Consider the following 18,599-nt stretch of genomic DNA (forward strand, 5'->3'; position numbering starts at 1 on the left):
GGGGCACCGTGAGAGAGATCAGGCTGCAGTTTGTCCAAGGGCTAGCGCCCTGGAGCGCGCGCGCCCTCGAGCTGCGCCTGGGTGGTGATCCTGGTTTGCTGCTGCTGTTCGCCGGTGACTATACGCCGCCGGCGGGCGGGCATGTGGTGCTGGGCTTCGGCGGTGCCACTGAGGCGGTGGAGCTGCCACGCGAGCTGGTGCTCGATGCCCAGCTGACGCCGCCATCCCTCGATGCTCGACTCGCCCAGGGTGGAGCCATCGAGATCGCGGCCAGTCTGGTGATGCCGGCCGCCACTGTGCGGGCGCAGCTCGAGCTGATCCAGTCGCTCAGCATGGAGGTGGCCTCGCCGCCGGTGACGGCAGAGATCCGCGTCGAGCAGGGTGTCAGCCTTTCGCTGGTGGCCACGCTGGGCGCGCCGGCCGTGGTCGATGTCGCGCTGACCCGAGACATAAACGTGTTTCGTGGTCCTGCCGACAATGCCGCCTCGCGCTTCGAGAACGCGGACCCGCTCGAGGCCCAGGGCGGCACCCGCTGGGAGCCGCCGGCTAGCCCCTATGGTGCCACCGCGTCAGCCTTCGAGCAGGGCGCATCGCTTGCGGCCAGCCAGGGCGGCCAGTGGTCGGCACGGCCCCGCACCGATGGCATCAATGGCTCGCGCTGGGAGCAGGCCGAGCGCATCCTGGGCACCCTCAGTGGCAGCCAATGGCTGCAGCTGCCGCACGTCCGCCGCGCCTCGCGGCCGGTATGGGAGCAGGGGCAGGGCATTGCGGCTGCTCGCTCGAGCGGCTACCAGCACCCACCCCGCAATGATGCCCGCCGGCGATCGCGCTATGAGGAGGCCCGCACCCTCGAGCCGGTGACGATGGATGTGCCCTATCAGCAAGGGCGCACCACTGGCGACGATTGGCGCGTGCCCTGGGAGCAGGCCCGCCGGCCACCGCCTGGCATCGACCTGCCGCCAGATCCGCCTGAGCCGCCGGTGCTCGAGCCGGTGGAGGGCAGCACCACCCTACAATTCTGCCACGCCACGCCGAGCGCCCCGTGGGTGCTGCAGTTCGGTCTGACGTGTGAGATACCCACCCCGACCATTCCCGTCAAAAGGCTCTATATCGTGCAAAACTCCGCGCGCCTGGTGCGCCTCTCCGATGGCCTGGAGCTGCCGGCCACCCAGATGACGCTCAGCATCGACGCTGACAGCTGGGCATGGTCATTCTCTGCCGGCCTGGCAGGGCGTGACGCTCAAGCGCTGGTGACCGGCACCGATGGCCAGCCGGTAGAGGTGATGGCCGAGATCAATGGCGAGCAGTGGCGGTGCCTGGTGGATGGCTGGCGACGCTCTGAGAGCTGGCAAAGCCATAGCGTGACCATCAGCGGCCGCTCGCTTGCGGCGTACCTGGGCGCGCCCTACGCCACCGCGCGCAGCTACACCGAGGACAGCCAGGCCACTGCCTCGCAGCTCGCCCGTGCTGAGATGCCAGAGGGCTGGTCACTGGATTGGCGCATGACTGACTGGGTGGTGCCCGCCGGCGCGTGGAGCTATGACAGCCTCGCGCCCATCGACGCCATCTCGCGGATCGCCCAGGCGGCCGGCGGCTATGTGCAGGCCCACCAGCGGGATCAGACCATCATCGTCGCGCCACACTTCGAGGCAGCGCCCTGGCGCTGGGCTGAGAGCGAGGTCGATCTGGCGGTGCCCCGTGACATCATCACCCAGCTGGGCAGCGATCAGCAGCCAGGTGATGCCCGCAATGCCGTCTGGCTGCATGGCGACACCGGCGGCATCCAGGCCCAGATCATCCGGCAGGGCACCGCAGGCGATCAGCTGGCACCCACCGTGGTGGATGCCCTGATCACCGATCAGGCACCGGCCCAGTCGCGCGGGATCGCTGAGCTGGCCGCTACCCTACGCCAGAGCACCGAGAGCCTGCAGATGCCCCTGGCGGCCTCTCTGGGCGGCCTGCTGTTGCCTGGCATGATGATCGAGTGCGATGGCTGGCGTGGTGTCTCGCGGGGCGTGAGCGTCAGCGCCAGCCTGCAGGGGCGTGCCCTGAGCGTGCGCCAGTCTATCGAGCTGCAGAGATTCCATCTGTGATGGCGTCGTGTGGTATCAGTTCAAGCAAAGGAGGGGGATAGCATGGCCAATCCATATCGCCGCCTGCTGGCGTTGCTGCCGACCACGCCGCGCCAGGTAGGCGAGGTGATCAGCGTCAGCGGCTCGCGCGTTCGCGTGGATCTGGTAGGGGGTGGGGTGCGCACCTGCCAGGGCGATGCCCAGGTGGGTGGCATGGTCTACGTGGAGGGTGGCCAGATCACTGGCGTGGCTCCGAGCCTGCCGGTGGTGATGATTGAAGTTTAAGTAATATTGTTGTATTAGTATCTGCCGAAATAATAAATGTCATCTTCATAAAGGATTTGGAGAGAGAATATGCAAGGGACTGTTAAGTGGTTTAGCGACGATAAGGGGTTCGGGTTCATTACTTCTGCCGATGATCAAGATTATTATTTTAATGTTCAAGGTGTAAAGGGTAGTGAATTACCATCGACGGGAGATGTTGTTGAATTTGATTCCTTTAAGGGACACAAGGGTCCTAGAGCTAAGAATGTTGTTATTAAAGAAAAGCCGCGATTAAACAAGGAAGGTAGAGACGATAGAGTCACTTGCGGTAATTGTAGAAGGAAGGTGGTTCCTCGTTTAATTGTTTACAATGGAGAACCATCAAAATCAGTATGTCCGTTTTGTGCAGCCTTAATCTCTGATTTTAGTACAGGAGGGGGGAAGGTGATTGTATGCGTTATTGGATTTTTAATCGTTATGTTTATAATTGCTGGTAATATGTAGTATTATTAATTGGTTATTGATTAAATGGCTGCTTACGTCAGAATAATATTACTGACATAAGCAGCCATTGAGAGTATCGAAAAACCACTCAATTTTTCTGAGCGGTATGGTACTGACTAGCATAATGATCGAGTGCGATGGCTGGCGTGGTGTCTCGCGTGGCGTGAGCGTCAGCGCCAGCCTGCAGGGGTGCCTTTCGCGTGCGCCATTATATCGAGCTGTAAAGGTTCTATCTATAGATCTCCCTACGATTTATTGTTTTACGGACAAAGATTACAAGTAATTGTGATTTTATCTTGAGGACCTAGTGCTGCCGTCAATTTTATATATTTCTTTTTTATGAATAAACGATTCCCAAGCTGACTTAATACTTGTGTCAATGTTGTTTGATGTAATTCTCTGATGAGCATGTTTGTGTAACTCTTCAATGTCAGTGTAAGCTTCTAGTTTGGCCTGACTTGTGTCTTTATAAGTATAGAACTCACCTTTGTAGCTATCTTGACTGCCCCCAAAAAAGGTCATGGCAAAATTGTCAAGATTATGGTCCCAAATCTTTATGTTTTTAAACATCGTTTTACACGCTTGGCTATCTATATCAGGAAGACCGTTCAGTATCATTTCGATTGCTGAGATATTAAAGAAATTATCGTTCTTTGCTGCTTCTACAGTATTGTTTACCCAAATTTTTATATGCTTGTTGAGTGTGCTCGGATCTTTGATTAATACCCGCCCATGCCTTATGCTTTCGTAAACACTATTGCTAATGATGACCCAAGAAACACTAATGCTCTCTGGGTCTCGTATTATTCTGCAAATAATATCGTCGATTTTATCGCTACTGCACTTGCGCAGTGCCTCTGCTACGAATGTTTCGATGTTTTCATGAATCATCAACCTAAAACCGCCTTTGTTTCTAAGGTTTGAGAAAGGCTGTATGTCAGCTAGTCTGGTTGTTGATATGATTATGTCTTCTATGTCTTCATGTATAGCATTGTCGGATAAAGATATAATTCTCTTGGTGATTTGATCTATGAAGTCCTCGGAGTCAATCTCAGTCACTTTAGTCGTGATGGTTTCTCTAGTTTCTTGAGAGTTCAAATATTTCCTTGCAATCTTAGTGTTGGAGTTTTCGTCAGAGATAAATTGTAAGAAAGTGTGAGTTTTAGCACTTTGCCCTATATGGCCTTCGCCTGGAATGAGAGGTGTTATTGATATTCTACCATCCCCTTTTTTCGTAAACGGAAATAAATAATTGACTAGTTTTTTTATTGCGTCTGAATTTTTAGTTTGGTTGTATGTGCTTTCCCAGAGCAGGTCGTCTCTTACCTTAAAATCTTCTGATTCATCGTATGCATACTCATGAGAGGTATAGCCCACAAACAATCGCGTGTGTGTTCTTAATAGATCATATACTGGAGGTGCTTTTGTTATTATAGTTGCCATAGCGAGGATGTCAGGATATGTTATTTCTCCTCTAAAGATAGGCTCTATATGCCCAAAATAATTTATAACTTTCTTTACATCTCTTACGTTTTCTAAGCAGTCAATAAGACCATATAAGAAAAGTTGATGTAGCCTTTTTTCTTGATTAGAGAAGTGCTCTTCGCAGGCTTGCACTGGCAATCTATTTAACTCCTCTAGTATTAAATCTTTTTTACATCTGAATGATAGGTATGGTACTGGCATTCTAATTTGAGTTATTTTATCTATATATGAGGTGCTAGATGGAATTCCGATGTTGTTTAAAGACTCGTTGATATACTTTGCGTCCCAAGCAACTATATATGAAATGTTTGGGAGTTGGCCTATTGTTTTGATGATTCTTATTATTTCATATACTTCGTCAGGAAATAATCTATCGACATCATCAATGAAAACTACGATAGGGCGAGATAGCTTATTTAATGCTTCTTCAAGGCTTCTTTTTGTCTGTTCAAGGTTTTTTTCTTTATGCTCGGCTACTGCAGTTAACGAATCACTAGTGGTTGTTATTAGATCTTTTAATATAGATGCCCATGGCTCAGCGCCTGGTATGAACTTCATAACATCAAAAATACCTGCATAACTTCTCAGCTCTTTAGAAACTCTTTGTACATCTTTTGACGTATCTGTTATATCGATTGTATTTGCAATTTGTTCAAAGAAGCTCATTAGTAGTGCTTCCTTGTTACCAATTGACCAAGGGTTAAATTTAACTATATGACATTGTTCATCCCTATGAAGTATTTCCTCGATCATAGCTAGTAACGATGACTTCCCGCTACCCCACTCACCTTCAATAGATATTACTAAACCGGGCTGCTGGTTTTTCTGCAATAATTTGGTTATATTTTCAACATAGGACTTCCTGTTTAACTTGTCATATTCTAAAGAGTTTTGTGAGTCCAAGGGCTTATCTATTTCAAATTTGAAGTTCATGTTGTTAGTTATATCCCTTTTTGATGTTAGGTTTTTGATAGCTATTTGATAATTGGGTTTATTTTGTTATATTATGTGTAAGTGGTATTGTTCATTCTGAGTTGCTGTTTAATATTATCATTAATATAGGTTTTTTGAAGGGGGTTGTAAGGTGTCTAATCATTGCTTTCGTTTTTTTAAGATTATTGTCTAACACAATACGTCCAATTGGAAAGGTTATCAATGTCAATCAGAATAGCGCACGGGTGAAAGTGACTGGTGGTGGAGAGTGTATGTTTAATGGGAGTACTAAAGTCGGCAGTCTGGTCTATGACGAAGGGGACCAGATCATCGGTGAGTCGCTGAGCTTGCCGGTGGTGACGATCGAGGTGTGTCTACTTAGCCTCCCTAGCCGCTTTAGGTCCCCCTGTCCTGCTCATAGTCAAGCAAAGTATAAGTCTTGCTCAGTATAAGCCGCCATGTATGGTGGTGTGTATGGTGAGGAAAGGAATGTTAAGCAAAGCCCCATAAACAAAGGGCTATACGACTCCTGCAGGGGGCGCCAGCAATCCCACCTTATGGACGATGTTGTCAGTTCTGCCTTCTGCGTCATCGCCTTGTCGTCTTTTCTGTACCGCTCGTTGCGTGCTCGGCCCTGGCCGTGAGCGGCTTCAGGCTCGCCTCAAGAGCTGTCGCACTTGGTCTTCCTGTCCGATTACTCGATTCACAATGTTCTGGCTCTTTATCTGGACATCGCATCGTCGTGTCTGTCGATCGCTTTGTCACTCAATCGTCGCAGGAAGGCGCAAGAACAAGCCCTGCAGGAAAGTCTCTCGATAAATGCAGGGCGTTGGTGTCAGCGGGAGTCTGATGTCACGGCATCAGTGGGCAGGGACAGAAACTCCTGCATGATGCGGGTATCGCGGAAGCGTTCGATCAGCTCCGGGTCCGAGTCGAGTGCTGGCGGGTTGGCGAGGCCTTCGCGAATCTTGGCTGCCAGCGCCTCGATGGAGTCTTCGGAGATCAGACGTGCCTGATCATGGATCAAGACATTGCGAATGCCGCCGGGGACATCCGGTGCCACGCATGGCGTGCCACAGCACATGCTCTCCACCAGCACGATGCCGAAGGCCTCACTGCGTGAACTGAGCACGAACAGGCGGGCGTGCTTCATCCATGGGTAGGGGTTCAGGCGGCTACCGATCAGGTGGACCCTGTCGCCGACACCCAGCTCGCGGATCAGTGCTTCGGTGGCTTCCCGCTTGGGGCCATCACCCACGATGACGAGGTCTTCCTCGATACCTGAGGCGAGGTATGCCTTGATCAGCACATCCTGGCGCTTGACATCCGAGAGGCGACACACCTGCACCACGTAGGGGCGGGAGGGCAGTTCCACCTCTTCCTCTGCCATGGCGGCGATGGCATCCAGGTCACAGACATTGCCGATGGTAGCCAGTCTCGCCGCCTGGATGCCGTGATGGTCCAGCAGGTTTTCCAGTTGCTGACGCACATTGTCGGTATTGCACACGACCTGTTTGCCGCTATACAGGCGGCTCAACAGGAAGCGTTGTCGCCAGCCCTCTTTCAGATCGCCGGGCCATGACACCGCCACCTGCCACAGGCGAGGGTCGCGCCACGACCAGAAGGTCTCGAAGGCGCCCTGGCCGCGCGTGATGACCCGATCGAGCGGGCCGTATTCCTTTTCCAGGCGCGCGACGAAACGGCGTAGGTAGTGACCGCCGTAATAACCTCGCCAGACGTATCCTGAGCCCTTGATCCAGGGGGTCAGCAGCAGGCGGGTGAACAGGTCGTAGAACAGGCCGATGCCCGTCTTGCGAAATGCCTTGTCAAAGTCGACCTGATGAAGATGCACGCCGGCATCCGGGACGAGCTCAAGTTCACCCTTCAGTACCAGTACATGAACCTCATGGCCTTCGCGGTGCAAGACATTGGCGAGATTGACGGTATTGCGTTGGATGCCGCCGATGTTGAGCTTGCGGACGATTAGCAGGACGCGTTGTGTCATGGCTGAGGTCTATGTCGGAAGTGGAGTCGATGTGCACAAGTCAGTCACGTTGAAGCCTTGGCTGCTCAAGTCGATCAAGTGTCGGTCTTTCTCTGCCCCATGACCGCTTTCCTCGCCATGTGCCGTTCCTTGGCCCTTCGATGCAGGCGCCATTCTACGCCGATCCCTTTGGCGGAGGAAATGCGTGGCGACGGGCCGTCAGCGGCATCAGATCGCGGTTCATCCGCGCCGAGAAGTGCCTTTGGCGAGTGAGTGAGGCATTATCTGCACCATCGCAACGTCAGTTCTTTCTCCTTCGCCAAGATATTCTTCATGCCTGAGCCGAAAACCTCGTCCCGTGCTGGCGCTTCCCGCGTTCGCCGTGCCACCGCTGATCGTCATTTCGACGGTCTGGCTGACAAGTTCGAACGTGGTTTCTACACCACGGAGCGCGGTCGTGTTCGTCTTGCGCTGACCCAGCGCCTGATGGAAGAGCGTTTCTCGCATTTGCCGCCTTCCCCGGTATTGGAAATCGGTGCGGGGCTCGGGCAGACAGCCCACTGGTGGCTCACGCGTGGGCACCATCTCACGCTGGTCGAACCCTCAGGCGAGATGCGTGAGCGCGCGAAACGCTTCCTGAGCACTGCCGCGCCGCAAGGCCAGGGGCTGTCCGCTGGTACGACGGCTGATCCCTCCCGGGTGGCCCAGGCGGCGTCAGATCCGCAAATGCCAGGTCAAGCCGACGCGCTGACGAGTGATGAGCCGTTTGCGGGGCGATTGGTCTGGGAGGGACGTGATCTGCAGGGCTTCGCCGCCGTGACTGACCAGCAGTGGCCGGTGGTAGTGTGTCACGCCGTGCTGGAGTGGCTGGTCGATCCGCGAGAAGGGTTTGCATTGCTCGCGAAGTTGCTGGCGCCCGGCGGTGTCATGTCACTGAGTGTCTTCAATCGCGATGCGCTGGCGTTTTCCAATGTCAGCAAGGGCAATTTCGACAAGGTGCTGGAAGGGCGCCTGGCGGGCTGGGGTACCGGCAAGCGCTTGACGCCCATCTCACCGCTTCGCGATGGCGAGATACGTCAGTGGGCCGCAGAGGCGGGGCTTGAGGTGCGCGAGCTGACCGGGTTGCGCGTCTTCCACGACTATCTGCGTTCACGCGACCCGCTGAGCGAGGCTGACATGCAGAAATTGCTGGCGCTCGAATGCCAGCATTGGCGCACGCCACCCTTCGTCTATCTGGGCCGCTATCTGCACTATGAGCTGGTGCGTCCAGCCTGAGGCGGCGCCTGCACAACCGTATTGTTTCGATATCCGGCGCTCTCGCCGTTGTCCGTATCTTCTTGCCCTGTTGGAGTCTTCATGTCTGCTCAAACCCCCGCCTGTCAGCTGCTCGAGCGTCAGGACAGTGATTTCCGTGATTGGCTGTGGGTCGCTGCGCCGCGTGATGACTGGTGGCTGTCATCGGATCGTCAGCGGCGTGTCTGGGGGCATGATACCGGCATCGTGAATGCCGCGCGGGAGGCTGGGCACCGGGTCAGCCACGCGGTGTCCTTCGCCGAGGCGCGAGCTGACGACACCATCACGCAAGCCGCAGGTGCCATCGTGTTCTGGCCCAAGGCGCACGCGCTGGGCGAGTGGTGGCTGGTGGCGCTGTGCCAGGTGTTGCCGGCCGGTACGCCAATCAAGGTGGTGGGCGAGGTCAACGGCGGCATCAAGCGCGCTGAGCGCATCCTCAAGGCGCTGGGAATGACGGCGCGCAAGGACGATACCGCGCGCCGTTGCCAGCTATGGTCATCCGCCACGCGTGAGTTGACGCCCGAACAGGCCGCCAGCAGTGAATCTCCACTGGCAGTGGCTGGACAATGGACAGAAGGTTGGGGCGAATTCGAGGCGCTGGAGATGCGACTGACCAGCCATCCGGGGCTTTATGGCAATGCCAAGCTGGACCCGGGAACCGCGCTGCTGCTGGAGAACCTGCCGACCCGTGGCTACAAGCGCGCGCTGGATATCGGGGCGGGTGATGGCATCATCAGCTGCTGGCTGGCGCGTCACGGTGCGCGCGTGATGGCGGGCGATGTCAGTGCCTTCGCGGTGGAGGCGACCCGTCGCAGCCTGGCGCTCAACGGGCTTGAGGCGGACGTACGCCTCAGCGATGTCTTCGCGGCGTTCGAGGGGGAGCGGTTCGAGGCCATCGTGGCCAATCCGCCGTTCCATCATGAGCGCGATATCGATTACGGACCGGCGGCGCGCCTGATCAGCCAGGCACCGGATCACCTGATGCCCGGCGGCACCCTGACGTTGGTCGCCAATGCCTTCCTGCCGTATCCCGATCTGCTGCAGGCGGCCTTCGGCGAGTTTGAAGTGCTCGCGGAAACGCGCCAGTTCAAGGTCTATCGTGCGCGCAAGGCGCGCTGATTCCCTGCGACCTGAGCCTCTGCGGCCTGATTCCCCGCGGCCTGATGCCCAGCTCGCCGCTTACGTTTCCGGCGACTGATAGCGGATGGCCGTGATGATGTAGGTCGTCTCACCACCCGGTGCGGCCACGCTCACCTCGTCATCCAGCCCCTTGCCCAGCAATGTTTGGGCAAGGGGCGCATCGACGCTGATCCAGCGGCGCGGATTGTCGGTCTCGTCAGGGCCGACGATGCGGATCTCCATCTCCTCTCCCTGCTCGTCCTCCAGCGTCACGAAGGCCGCGAAATAGACGCGCTCCAGATCCGCGGGCAGGCGATCGACGACCGTCAGCTCATCCAGGCGTTTCTCCAGATAGGCAATCTTGGCGATGGTCTGATTGAGCGCCTTCTTGTTGTAGGTGTAAAAGAACCCCTTCCTTCGAATACTATTTCCAAGGTGTTTTTTATTGACGACTGAAGGTTTTTGGTCTAGACATGAAAACAACCCCTAAAAAAGTACTATCTGATGCCCTTCGCACATAAGGTCCAAGTCCGCTACGTGGATGTGGCTAGCGGTAATGTTTACTTGTTGCCGGCTGTTTATACTGAAAGTGGAGTGATTGCATCCCACCTCAGATACTTGGCCTGGTTCAGTTACAAAAGTGAATCTTGGAAAGAAAGGTCAGTTTTTTCACTTCGGCTTTTGATTTCTTATATAAATTCGTTGAGTGGCGAGATTAGAGCCATTGACTTATTGAAATCATTCACCCGTTCTTTAGTAACAGGGACTATTGATTATGAAAGCTGTAACGACCCTATGGGGTTGTTCTGGCCCCCGCGTTCAACATTCGATGTGAACAATATTTTGTTTCATATAACACACTATACGGATTATTTGGCCAGGCAGCCTGAATATGAGGCCGCTCGTATAAATCCATTTTTAAAAGCAACGGGTTATGAAGAAAGGTTAAATTGGTGCGCATACTATAATAGAAATGCCAATGTTTTTCTCAATCACTTAAAGAAAAGAGCGGACGCCTATTTGGAAGTTGGGCGAACGCCCTATCTGCCAGCGTAGTTGTCACCTAAACGGATTGAGAGGTGATCAACGTGCGTTATTCCACAGAGCGTAAGGAAGCCATCCTCAAGAAGATGGCGCCGCCTATGAGCATGACCATCCCGGAATTGGCCGAACAGGAAGGCATCACTGCAACAACCCTCTACAATTGGCGGAAACAGGCCAGAGAGCGAGGACAAGTTTTGCCATCACGTTCCACCCAGCCCGACCAGTGGACCAGCCAGGAGAAGTTCCAGATCGTCCTGGAGACGGCCCCGATGAACGAGGCCGAACTCAGCGCCTATTGCCGCGAGCGTGGGCTCTACCCCGAGCAGGTGGAAGCCTGGCGGGATGCCTGCATGAACGCCAACGACGACGTGGCAGCGCAGGCCAAGCAACAACGCCAGGCTCGCAAGGCGGAGCAAAAGCGGCTCCGTAAGTTGGAGCGCGAGCTGCACCGCAAGGACAAGGCCCTCGCCGAGACGGCGGCCCTGTTGACCCTGTCAAAAAAAGCCGAGGCGATCTGGGGCACGACCCACGACGAGGACGACTGACCAGCCTCCCGGATCGCCAGCGCATCGTGACCCTGGTGCAAGACGCCCAGCGTGACGGGGCTCGGCTGGCCAAGGCCTGTCAGGTGATGGGCATCAGCGTGCGGACCTACTACCGCTGGGTCGCAGAAGGCGAAGTGACGGCGGACCGCCGTCCCGACGCCGATCGCCCGGAACCGGCCAACAAGCTATCTCCCGAGGAGCGAAAATCGATCGTGGCGTTGTGCAACGCTCCAGAGTACCGAAGCCGCCCTCCGGCCTTCATCGTGGCCGATCAGGCTGACAAGGGCCGCTATCTGGCCTCTGAGTCGACGATATACCGAGTGCTTCATGAATATGATCAGCAACATCACCGGGGTCGACAGCAGGCCCCTCAGCGTAAGCGCCCACCGACCACTCACCAGGCGACGGCGCCGAACCAGCTTTGGTGCTGGGACATTTCGTGGCTGCCCGGTCCCGCGCGCGGCACTTGGTGGTATCTGTACCTGATAATGGACGTCTTCAGCCGCAAGATCGTCGGGCACGAGATCTATGAAACAGAGACTGGCGAGCTGGCCGCTGAGTTGATCCAGAAAGCCTGCTGGCGAGAGCGCCTGACAGATCGTCATAAACCCTTGATTCTGCATTCAGATAACGGCAGCCCGATGAAGGCAGCGACCTTCCTGGAAAAGCTCTATGACCTGGGCATCACTCCCTCATACAGCCGACCGCGAGTCAGCAACGACAATGCCTTCGCCGAGTCGGCCTTCAAGACGCTGAAGTACCGGCCGGGCTTCCCCATCGACGGGTTCGCCACCCTGGCCGAGGCTCAGGACTGGGTTCAGCAATTTACCGAGTGGTACAACCATGAGCACCGGCACAGCGCCCTTCGCTACGTCACGCCGAGCCAGCGTCATGACGGCGAGGCCAAAGGCATTCTGACGCAGCGCCGAGAGGTCTTCGAGGCCGCGAAGCAGCGTCACCCGGAGCGATGGTCAGGCGACATCCGAAAACTCGACCTGCCGGAGATAGTGCATTTGAATCCGGAGCGGGATCCGATACCGCAGGCAGCAGGATTTTAAAAAGCCAGCACCACTTCATGTGCCAACTATGTTGACAGATTCCGGGGATCCGATACCGCAGGCAGCAGGATTTTAAAAAGCCAGCACCACTTCATGTGCCAACTATGTTGACAGATTCCGAACGAGAGCCGTGGCAGGGTATCGCGATCCTAAAATAGATAACGATAAGGTGGTTAAATTTCCTGATGACATGGTGGATGTTCTTTTGCAGGAAGGGTTTAGCAACTCTGGGGGAGTGAACTACAAATATCAACTAATGACCATGTTAATGAACTATGGGGGGTTGAGGAAGAGTGAGTTATTTCACCTTTACGTTTCAGATATCACTGTGCACCCTGAGCGAAGGGACGAGGCACTGGTTAGGGTGTATCACCCAGAGTATGGGAAGTCACCACTGCCGGATTATAAAAATAGAAGAGAATATCTTCTTGCAGAGACGCAATATAAGCCAAGAAATTCTTACCCGCTAAGCGAGCGGCTTCATGCAGGGTGGAAAGGTGCTCTTCTTACAAGCAGTGCTGGTTTTTTTGAGGTGATTTTTAATCCACCTAGCATGGCGAAAACCTTTTTAGCAGTTTGGGTGAAGTATCTAAAATACCAAAGAATGGAGCCTGCTGCCAGCTTCCACCCATTTGCATTTACTAAAAAAGATGGCGGGCCTGAAACCTTAAAAAATTTCCAGCGCGCTCACAAGAGAGCCGTAGAAAAGATTGGCTTGGTATGTAAAAAAGAGTTCGGCACGACCGAGCATGGACACAGGCATGCATATGGTTATAGAGCTAGAAAATTTGGTTTGAGTCGGGTTGAAATACAAAAATCCATGCATCATAGAAGCCCTGATTCTTGCCTGGTTTATATTAAGCCAACCAATGAAGATATAAGAGAAATAATGCGAGGTGTTGCTGATGAAGATGCGTAAGCTTAAGATGCTTAATGTGGATGAGGATGTTCTTAAGCTACCTAAAGCGAATTTTTCTCTGCACGAAATGAAGCTTCTTTGCAAGAAGCATGGGATTAGCAACTCTTCTGAGTACAAGAAGCGATATAAGGAAGTCCCGGGATTGGTTGCTCATCCGGAGAGGATGTTTCCGGATGAGTGGGTTAGCTATAATGATTTTTTTGACATCCCAGAATTCTATACCTACGAAGAAGTTGTTTATAAGATTAAAGGGAAGGGGATAAGGTCTCAGTCAGAATATAAGAAGTATGTCAAAGACCTCGGCGACCCCAGATTTCCATTTGACCCACAAGGCGCGTATGCAGAAAGCTGGAAAAACTGGTACAAGTTCTTGGGGAAAGAAGAGCCATTCAATGTAGAGTTTATCCTGCCGGAATTTAAGCAGTGGCGCGTAAAGATAAATGAGTTTATGAGGCAGGCGCTGGGGGGAAGCTCGAAAAAATCCTATCTATGTAGGTTTGTGAGAGTTTATATTGAGAGGCATGATGGAAGTAAAAGTCCTCAGGAGTTTCTAACAAAGCAAAAAGTAAATATAAAACCATTTAGAGATGAGCTGGAAAAGTTCTCAACAGACAATATGAGAAGAAATGTCATACTGTCAGTAAATGAATTTTTTGATTATATCATCGGGTCTGATTTGACTGTGGAGGATGAAGAGACTGGAGAAGTGTTCAGGCTGATGGATGCCCGAAATCCATTTGAGTTTATGTTGACCGACTCTTATGTGTCTTCGCCTGGAAGAAGCGAGTCAACCAAACCTTGTCTTCAGTATCACTTTGTCAGGAAGGCCCAGTCATGGATTATTCCAGAGTCAGCTAGAAGTTTTCGTGACCTTGCACATCTTCATGAGTTCGATTCGGACTGGGTGAAAGTAGAAAGACATATTATTGACAAAGATGACCCAGACTGCGTTTACAAGAAAGCAGGGCCTTTCTGGTATCTATGGGTTCCGACAGACTGGGTGCACACCTTTGCTTTGACAAAGGTTCCTCTTCGAGGAAGGCAGATCGCTTATAATGATTCGGGTGAGGCTGACGAATATATACCTGTAATTAAGGATGCTGGAGGAGTGGCGTGGGTAAAGAATCATGCCGAAATGGCAGGGATGACTAAGTCGCAGTCTTTTGTTAAGCGCTATCCCGATGACCAGATTGGGATGTTTGTTACAACTAATAAGACATCGTCCAATAATGGCGGTTACTCCATACCATGGATGCCGGAAGATCTTGCATACTGGTTGATTAAGTTGAGAGAGTGGCAGGCTAAATATAATCCTGTCGCTTTTCCTACCAGCTGGTCGCGGTGCAAGAGAACCAACTTAAATGAAATTCAGTTGAAGTCAAAAGGTGTCAATTGTTTTTTATTTAGGGCTTTTGAAGATGTTGAGCCAAAAAATGTCGGCACGGCTTTGACGGGCAGGTTGGCAGCTGCCATTTATCATATACAACCATCGCATCTTAGGCTTTCAGAGCTGAGTGGGCTGCCTAATAATATATCTTGTTATAAGTCTCCATACACCCCTCATTCCATGCGGGTGAGCTTGATTACAGCTTATGTTATGGAAATGGGGATGCCGGTTGAAGTTGTCATGAAGGTCGTGGGGCACTCTTCGATCGTCATGTCGATATATTATCGCAAAATATCCCATGGGGAAATAAGGCGGCGATTGGAGGAAGGCGAGAAGATTGCGCTTCAAGCCGAGGTGGAAGCAATACAAAAAACAATTGAGTCCAATAAAATTGAGTCGGTAAAGAATCAGTTGGTTTCTAATAATGAAGACCTTCTGATGTCGCTAACCAATAGTGTGCCTGCAGGAAATTTTGTATTCAGAGACTATGGTATTTGTCCATTTGCTGCCTCACGCTGCGATGATGGAGGAGATCAGGTCGGCGCTACAAGAGTACGGGCTCCGGTGCCCATGGGGTATTTGGGAATGCAGAACTGTCTTAGGTGCAGGCATTTCATCACAGGACCGGTTTTTCTGGGTGGCTTAATGTCGGTTGGGAACGAGATTTTGTTCGTTTCGAATAAGCAGTCTGAAAAATGTATGCGGCTCCAAGAAGAAATCTCCACAATCACAGAAAGGTTGGAGAAGATAGATCGAGATGAGTATATTGCAAATGCAAAGGGCATGAGTTTTGATCAGGCTGAGAGAGTTTCGCTTGAGGCAGAACAAAGAAAGCTGGAGTCAGAGTATGAGAGTGCAGCAAAGAAAATGGACATGTTCCTGTGCGATTTGCAGTCCTGCTATAAGTTAATCAGGATGTGCGTGTCAGCTGTCAATGGTGTCTCTTCTGATGCAGAGGATGGTATTTCTCTGATTAAGATGCCCGATTCCGAAATGGAGATAGAAATGGAGGAGGTCTCTTACTTTCAGCAACTGCATGAGATTTGCGAGAATGCAACAATCTACCATTCGGCTGATGCAGCCGTTGCAATAGCGCCGAGGTCTCAATTGTTGGACCGAATGTCGGTTTTTAATGAGTTGCAGCCGAGCCTTTTTATGTTGACGGATGAGCAGCAGCTTAAAGTTGGTAACCAGGTAGTCGGTTTTTTGAGGTCACGGCTGAAAACCTGGGAAAGAGTTGGCCAGGTCGTTGACTGTTCAGTGAGGCTAGACGAGCTGATGGAGGAGGAGAGAATTGATAGGTCGGAGCTTTCTCTGATTCTAAAGCCTCAGCTATTAAACGAGACGGGCTGCTAATATGAAAAATGAAGATCTTTTGTTGAAGCTAAAAGAAGACGCTACGCCTAGAACCAAGAAGACGCTTGATGCAATATATGAAGTGTGTAGTGAGCAAATGGAGAGAGGTGTTAGTGATTTCTCTATAGTAACTATATCTAGGCTGGGTGCCAAGCGAGGAGTTCCGAAGCCACAAAGCATTAGGAACAAGTCTGGAGAAAAATATCGCGCCCTCATAGAATCCTTTTCTGATATGGCCGGCGGCAATGTTAAGCGTCCCTCGCCAAGCGCTGATGACTGGGTAGAGGAGATTGCGAGTGCTAAACATAAGCTTCTTGTTAGATCGCTTCTTTCCGATCTAAAAAATGCTAAAAACAAGCTCAATGAAATTATTCCTCCGGGTAGTAGAATAGACGTATACGATCATAGGTCACAGCAAGCGGGCGAGGAAGAGAAGCTCTCCCAGCAGGAGAGAAGAGCGCTGGAATATCTGATATCCAATGAGTTTGTTGGTAAGTGGAATTTTCGCGCTACTGAGTTTGGTGAGGTTGTGGATGAGGGTGGTCAGGTGGTATTCAAAGCTGCTACAATCGATGCTATTAAAAAGGCTCTAAATAACTTGTAGGTCAGCTATGAAGAATCCACTTGTAACAAGAGAGGGCTATGAAAGCCTGAAAGAAGAGCTTGACTATCTTTGGAGGGTGGAGAGGAGAGAGGTTACAGCTAAGGTGACATGGGCGGCCGGTCTAGGCGATAGGTCGGAGAATGCAGATTATCAGTATAACAAGAAGCGACTTAGAGAAATTGACAGGAGGGTCAGGTATCTACGGAAAAGACTGGATGAGCTTAAGGTGGTTGATTATCATCCGGATCAAGCGGGTAAGATTTATTTTGGCGCCCACGTGGTGCTTGTTGATGACGATGGCAGGGAGATGAAGTTTCGGATTGTAGGTGTTGACGAGATCTATGGAAAACAGGGGTATGTTTCAATTAATTCGCCTGCGGCTAGAGCCTGTTTAGGTAAAGAAATCGATGATGAAGTGGAGATCGTAACTCCGGATGGGCGGAAGCTATGGTATGTTGAAAGCTTTTCTTATAACAGATGATCATTTTAAGGCTTTTATCTGCGAGTCCTTGTGAACCTGAATTCAAGCAATAAGCGCAGCACCTGCAGTATCCAGCCCACCTGAGTATTCCCCTAGAAACACCTGCGCCGGTGTCCGGTAGCCGAGTCGCTTTCGAGGACGGTCATTCAGCTTTTCGACCACCTTGCGTAGCTCTGCATTGCTGACCTGACGAAAATCCGTTCCTTTGGGGAAGTACTGCCGTATCAGGCCATTCGTATTCTCGTTGGTCCCACGCTGTCCAGAGCAGTAGGGATCGCAGAAGTACATCGCCGCCGTCACGGCCTTGGCCACCGCTTCGTGGCCAGCGAATTCCGATCCATTGTCCAGTGTGATCGTCTGGACCGCTCCCCGACGCGGCTTCAACAAGCGGATCATGGCTGCTTGTGTCAACTCGGCCGAGATCTTGGGCAATCGTGCCGCCAGTAAATAGCCACTGCGACGCTCGACCAGCGTGACAAGGCCTGATTGCTTGTGCCCCTGTATCACGGTATCGCCCTCCCAGTGGCCGATGAAGCGCCGGTCATCAATCTCATCTGGGCGGTGCTCGATACCGACTCGATTGGGGATCTTGCCCAACCCGGCGCTCTTGGCGTGCGTGCGGTGCTTATTGCGGCGTTTAGGCTGACGGAGATGCCGCCAAAGGTCACCACCCCGTGCCTTGTCGTCCCAGATCAAGGAGTAGATCCATTGATGACTGACACTAACGCCAGCCAAGGGCGCCATGAAGCCACTGATTTGCTGTGGGCTCCACTCCTCACGTAGCCGACCGGCAACGGCGGCCATCATGCCTGGAAGGCGCTTTGTCCACTTGTTAGCAGTGCGGCGCCGATGATCACTGAGTATCTGAGCCTGCTCGGGATCATAGCCATTAGCGGTGGCGTTACGGCGAATTTCACGGCTGATCGTGCTGCTGTGGAGGTTCAGCTCCCTGCCGATCTGGCGCTGGCTCATGCCCAAGTCATAACGGGCGTGGATCTGATATCGTTGGGTCTGGGTCAGCTGTCGGTATTCCATACTCTGCTTCACTTTGGTCGGTGAGCCGAGAAGGGTACCGGCGCTGGCCCTCCTGCCTCTACCGTGCGGTCCAAAGTGCTGCGGTTATTCTATGAATCCAGGGAATACTGACACCTATGACTTCCACTACGACTCCGACCTCATCGGCGGCTCGCTGATGGTCCGCGAAAGCCGCATCGTGGCGGAGTGTTCTGGTCAAGTCGTAGCGGACACTTTTATTAAGCTGCTTCCGCGATTTTCTCGATCTCCCTCGGCGCGTGGTAGCCAAGGGTCGAGTGGAGCCGGCAGCTGTTGTACTCCATCTCGATATAGGTCACGACGTCGCGCCTCGCTGACAGGCGGGTCCAGTACCGTTGCCCCTCCAGCCATTCGCTTTTAGAGAGCCGAAGAAGCGCTCCATGATCGCATTGTCCCAACAGTTCCCCTTGCGGCTCATGGAGGTCAGGAACCCGTGCTTAACCAGTCGTTCACGATACGCACGGGAGGCGTACTGGCTGCCGCGGACGCCCTTCTAAG

The 18,599-nt window shown here is 52.7% G+C and carries 14 protein-coding genes and 2 pseudogenes; 11 read left to right on the forward strand and 5 right to left on the reverse strand.

Annotated features, from left to right (window positions below; genetic code table 11):
• The first annotated feature begins 8 nt into the window (after nt 1-8).
• From FLM52_05425 to FLM52_05435, 3 genes are all read left to right on the forward strand, one after another.
• On the forward strand, nt 9-2,093 hold the full coding sequence (locus FLM52_05425; protein NVN55239.1) for a hypothetical protein: 2,085 nt from the start codon (nt 9-11) through the stop codon (nt 2,091-2,093).
• Nucleotides 2,094-2,135: 42 nt separating this feature from the next.
• Nucleotides 2,136-2,357 (forward strand): hypothetical protein, encoded by a 222-nt coding sequence (locus FLM52_05430; GenBank protein NVN55240.1) that lies wholly within the window; start codon nt 2,136-2,138, stop codon nt 2,355-2,357.
• Between the two features lie 69 nt (nt 2,358-2,426).
• Nucleotides 2,427-2,840 carry a cold shock domain-containing protein gene (locus FLM52_05435; GenBank protein ID NVN55241.1) on the forward strand — a complete coding sequence of 138 codons (414 nt, stop codon included), beginning with the start codon at nt 2,427-2,429 and terminating at the stop codon, nt 2,838-2,840.
• A 291-nt stretch (nt 2,841-3,131) separates the two neighbouring features.
• Here FLM52_05435 and FLM52_05440 read toward each other — a convergent pair whose 3' ends face one another.
• A complete protein-coding gene (locus FLM52_05440; GenBank protein NVN55242.1) occupies nt 3,132-5,258 on the reverse strand; it encodes an AAA family ATPase in 2,127 nt (708 codons plus the stop codon).
• Nucleotides 5,259-6,093: 835 nt separating this feature from the next.
• Nucleotides 6,094-7,263: a glycosyltransferase gene (locus FLM52_05445; GenBank protein ID NVN55243.1), complete on the reverse strand. Its 1,170-nt coding sequence runs from the start codon at nt 7,261-7,263 to the stop codon at nt 6,094-6,096.
• Nucleotides 7,264-7,575: 312 nt separating this feature from the next.
• Here FLM52_05445 and FLM52_05450 point away from each other — a divergent pair, with 312 nt between their 5' ends.
• Together FLM52_05450 and FLM52_05455 are read left to right on the forward strand one after the other, a co-directional pair.
• Nucleotides 7,576-8,517, forward strand: a complete 942-nt coding sequence (locus FLM52_05450) for a methyltransferase domain-containing protein (protein NVN55244.1) — start codon at nt 7,576-7,578, stop codon at nt 8,515-8,517.
• 81 nt (nt 8,518-8,598) lie between these two features.
• Entirely contained in the window at nt 8,599-9,654 is a 1,056-nt protein-coding gene (locus tag FLM52_05455; protein ID NVN55245.1) for a methyltransferase, read from the forward strand.
• Nucleotides 9,655-9,714: 60 nt separating this feature from the next.
• Here the strand turns inward: FLM52_05455 and FLM52_05460 are convergent, their stop codons facing one another.
• Nucleotides 9,715-10,137, reverse strand: a complete 423-nt coding sequence (locus FLM52_05460) for a hypothetical protein (GenBank protein ID NVN55246.1) — start codon at nt 10,135-10,137, stop codon at nt 9,715-9,717.
• A 21-nt stretch (nt 10,138-10,158) separates the two neighbouring features.
• Between FLM52_05460 and FLM52_05465 the strand changes: the two are divergent.
• The 6 genes and pseudogenes from FLM52_05465 (at nt 10,159) to greB (ending at nt 17,048) form a co-directional block, all read left to right on the forward strand.
• Nucleotides 10,159-10,617 (forward strand): annotated as a pseudogene (locus FLM52_05465) (site-specific integrase).
• A 167-nt stretch (nt 10,618-10,784) separates the two neighbouring features.
• Nucleotides 10,785-12,301 (forward strand): IS3 family transposase gene (locus FLM52_05470; protein ID NVN55247.1). Its coding sequence is split into 2 segments (ribosomal slippage): nt 10,785-11,211 and nt 11,211-12,301, totalling 1,518 coding nucleotides; the frame shifts between segments, so codons are not numbered across the junction.
• A gap of 130 nt (nt 12,302-12,431) precedes the next feature.
• Complete coding sequence (locus FLM52_05475) at nt 12,432-13,220, forward strand: site-specific integrase (GenBank protein NVN55248.1); 789 nt, start codon at nt 12,432-12,434, stop codon at nt 13,218-13,220.
• Nucleotides 13,221-13,227: 7 nt separating this feature from the next.
• A complete protein-coding gene (locus tag FLM52_05480; protein ID NVN55249.1) occupies nt 13,228-15,963 on the forward strand; it encodes a tyrosine-type recombinase/integrase in 2,736 nt (911 codons plus the stop codon).
• Between the two features lies 1 nt (nt 15,964).
• On the forward strand, nt 15,965-16,567 hold the full coding sequence (locus tag FLM52_05485; GenBank protein ID NVN55250.1) for a hypothetical protein: 603 nt from the start codon (nt 15,965-15,967) through the stop codon (nt 16,565-16,567).
• A gap of 7 nt (nt 16,568-16,574) precedes the next feature.
• Entirely contained in the window at nt 16,575-17,048 is a 474-nt protein-coding gene (greB, locus tag FLM52_05490) for a transcription elongation factor GreB (GenBank protein NVN55251.1), read from the forward strand.
• 42 nt (nt 17,049-17,090) lie between these two features.
• Here the strand turns inward: greB and FLM52_05495 are convergent, their stop codons facing one another.
• A complete protein-coding gene (locus tag FLM52_05495) occupies nt 17,091-18,083 on the reverse strand; it encodes an IS30 family transposase (protein ID NVN55252.1) in 993 nt (330 codons plus the stop codon).
• Nucleotides 18,084-18,301: 218 nt separating this feature from the next.
• Nucleotides 18,302-18,585, reverse strand: a pseudogene (locus FLM52_05500) (transposase).
• Between the last annotated feature and the right edge of the window lie 14 nt (nt 18,586-18,599).

Source organism: bacterium Scap17, from assembly GCA_013376735.1.
Lineage (GTDB): Bacteria > Pseudomonadota > Gammaproteobacteria > Pseudomonadales > Halomonadaceae > Cobetia.

What these genes read in the sequence shown, in the direction of transcription:
- FLM52_05455 (NVN55245.1), top strand. Translation starts at nt 8,599, where the DNA reads ATGTCTGCTCAAACCCCCGCCTGTCAGCTGCTCGAGCGTCAGGACAGT.
- FLM52_05440 (NVN55242.1), bottom strand. Translation starts at nt 5,258, where the DNA reads ATGAACTTCAAATTTGAAATAGATAAGCCCTTGGACTCACAAAACTCT.
- FLM52_05435 (NVN55241.1), top strand. Translation starts at nt 2,427, where the DNA reads ATGCAAGGGACTGTTAAGTGGTTTAGCGACGATAAGGGGTTCGGGTTC.
- FLM52_05430 (NVN55240.1), top strand. Translation starts at nt 2,136, where the DNA reads ATGGCCAATCCATATCGCCGCCTGCTGGCGTTGCTGCCGACCACGCCG.
- FLM52_05485 (NVN55250.1), top strand. Translation starts at nt 15,965, where the DNA reads ATGAAAAATGAAGATCTTTTGTTGAAGCTAAAAGAAGACGCTACGCCT.
- FLM52_05480 (NVN55249.1), top strand. Translation starts at nt 13,228, where the DNA reads ATGCTTAATGTGGATGAGGATGTTCTTAAGCTACCTAAAGCGAATTTT.
- greB (NVN55251.1), top strand. Translation starts at nt 16,575, where the DNA reads ATGAAGAATCCACTTGTAACAAGAGAGGGCTATGAAAGCCTGAAAGAA.
- FLM52_05445 (NVN55243.1), bottom strand. Translation starts at nt 7,263, where the DNA reads ATGACACAACGCGTCCTGCTAATCGTCCGCAAGCTCAACATCGGCGGC.
- FLM52_05495 (NVN55252.1), bottom strand. Translation starts at nt 18,083, where the DNA reads ATGGAATACCGACAGCTGACCCAGACCCAACGATATCAGATCCACGCC.
- FLM52_05450 (NVN55244.1), top strand. Translation starts at nt 7,576, where the DNA reads ATGCCTGAGCCGAAAACCTCGTCCCGTGCTGGCGCTTCCCGCGTTCGC.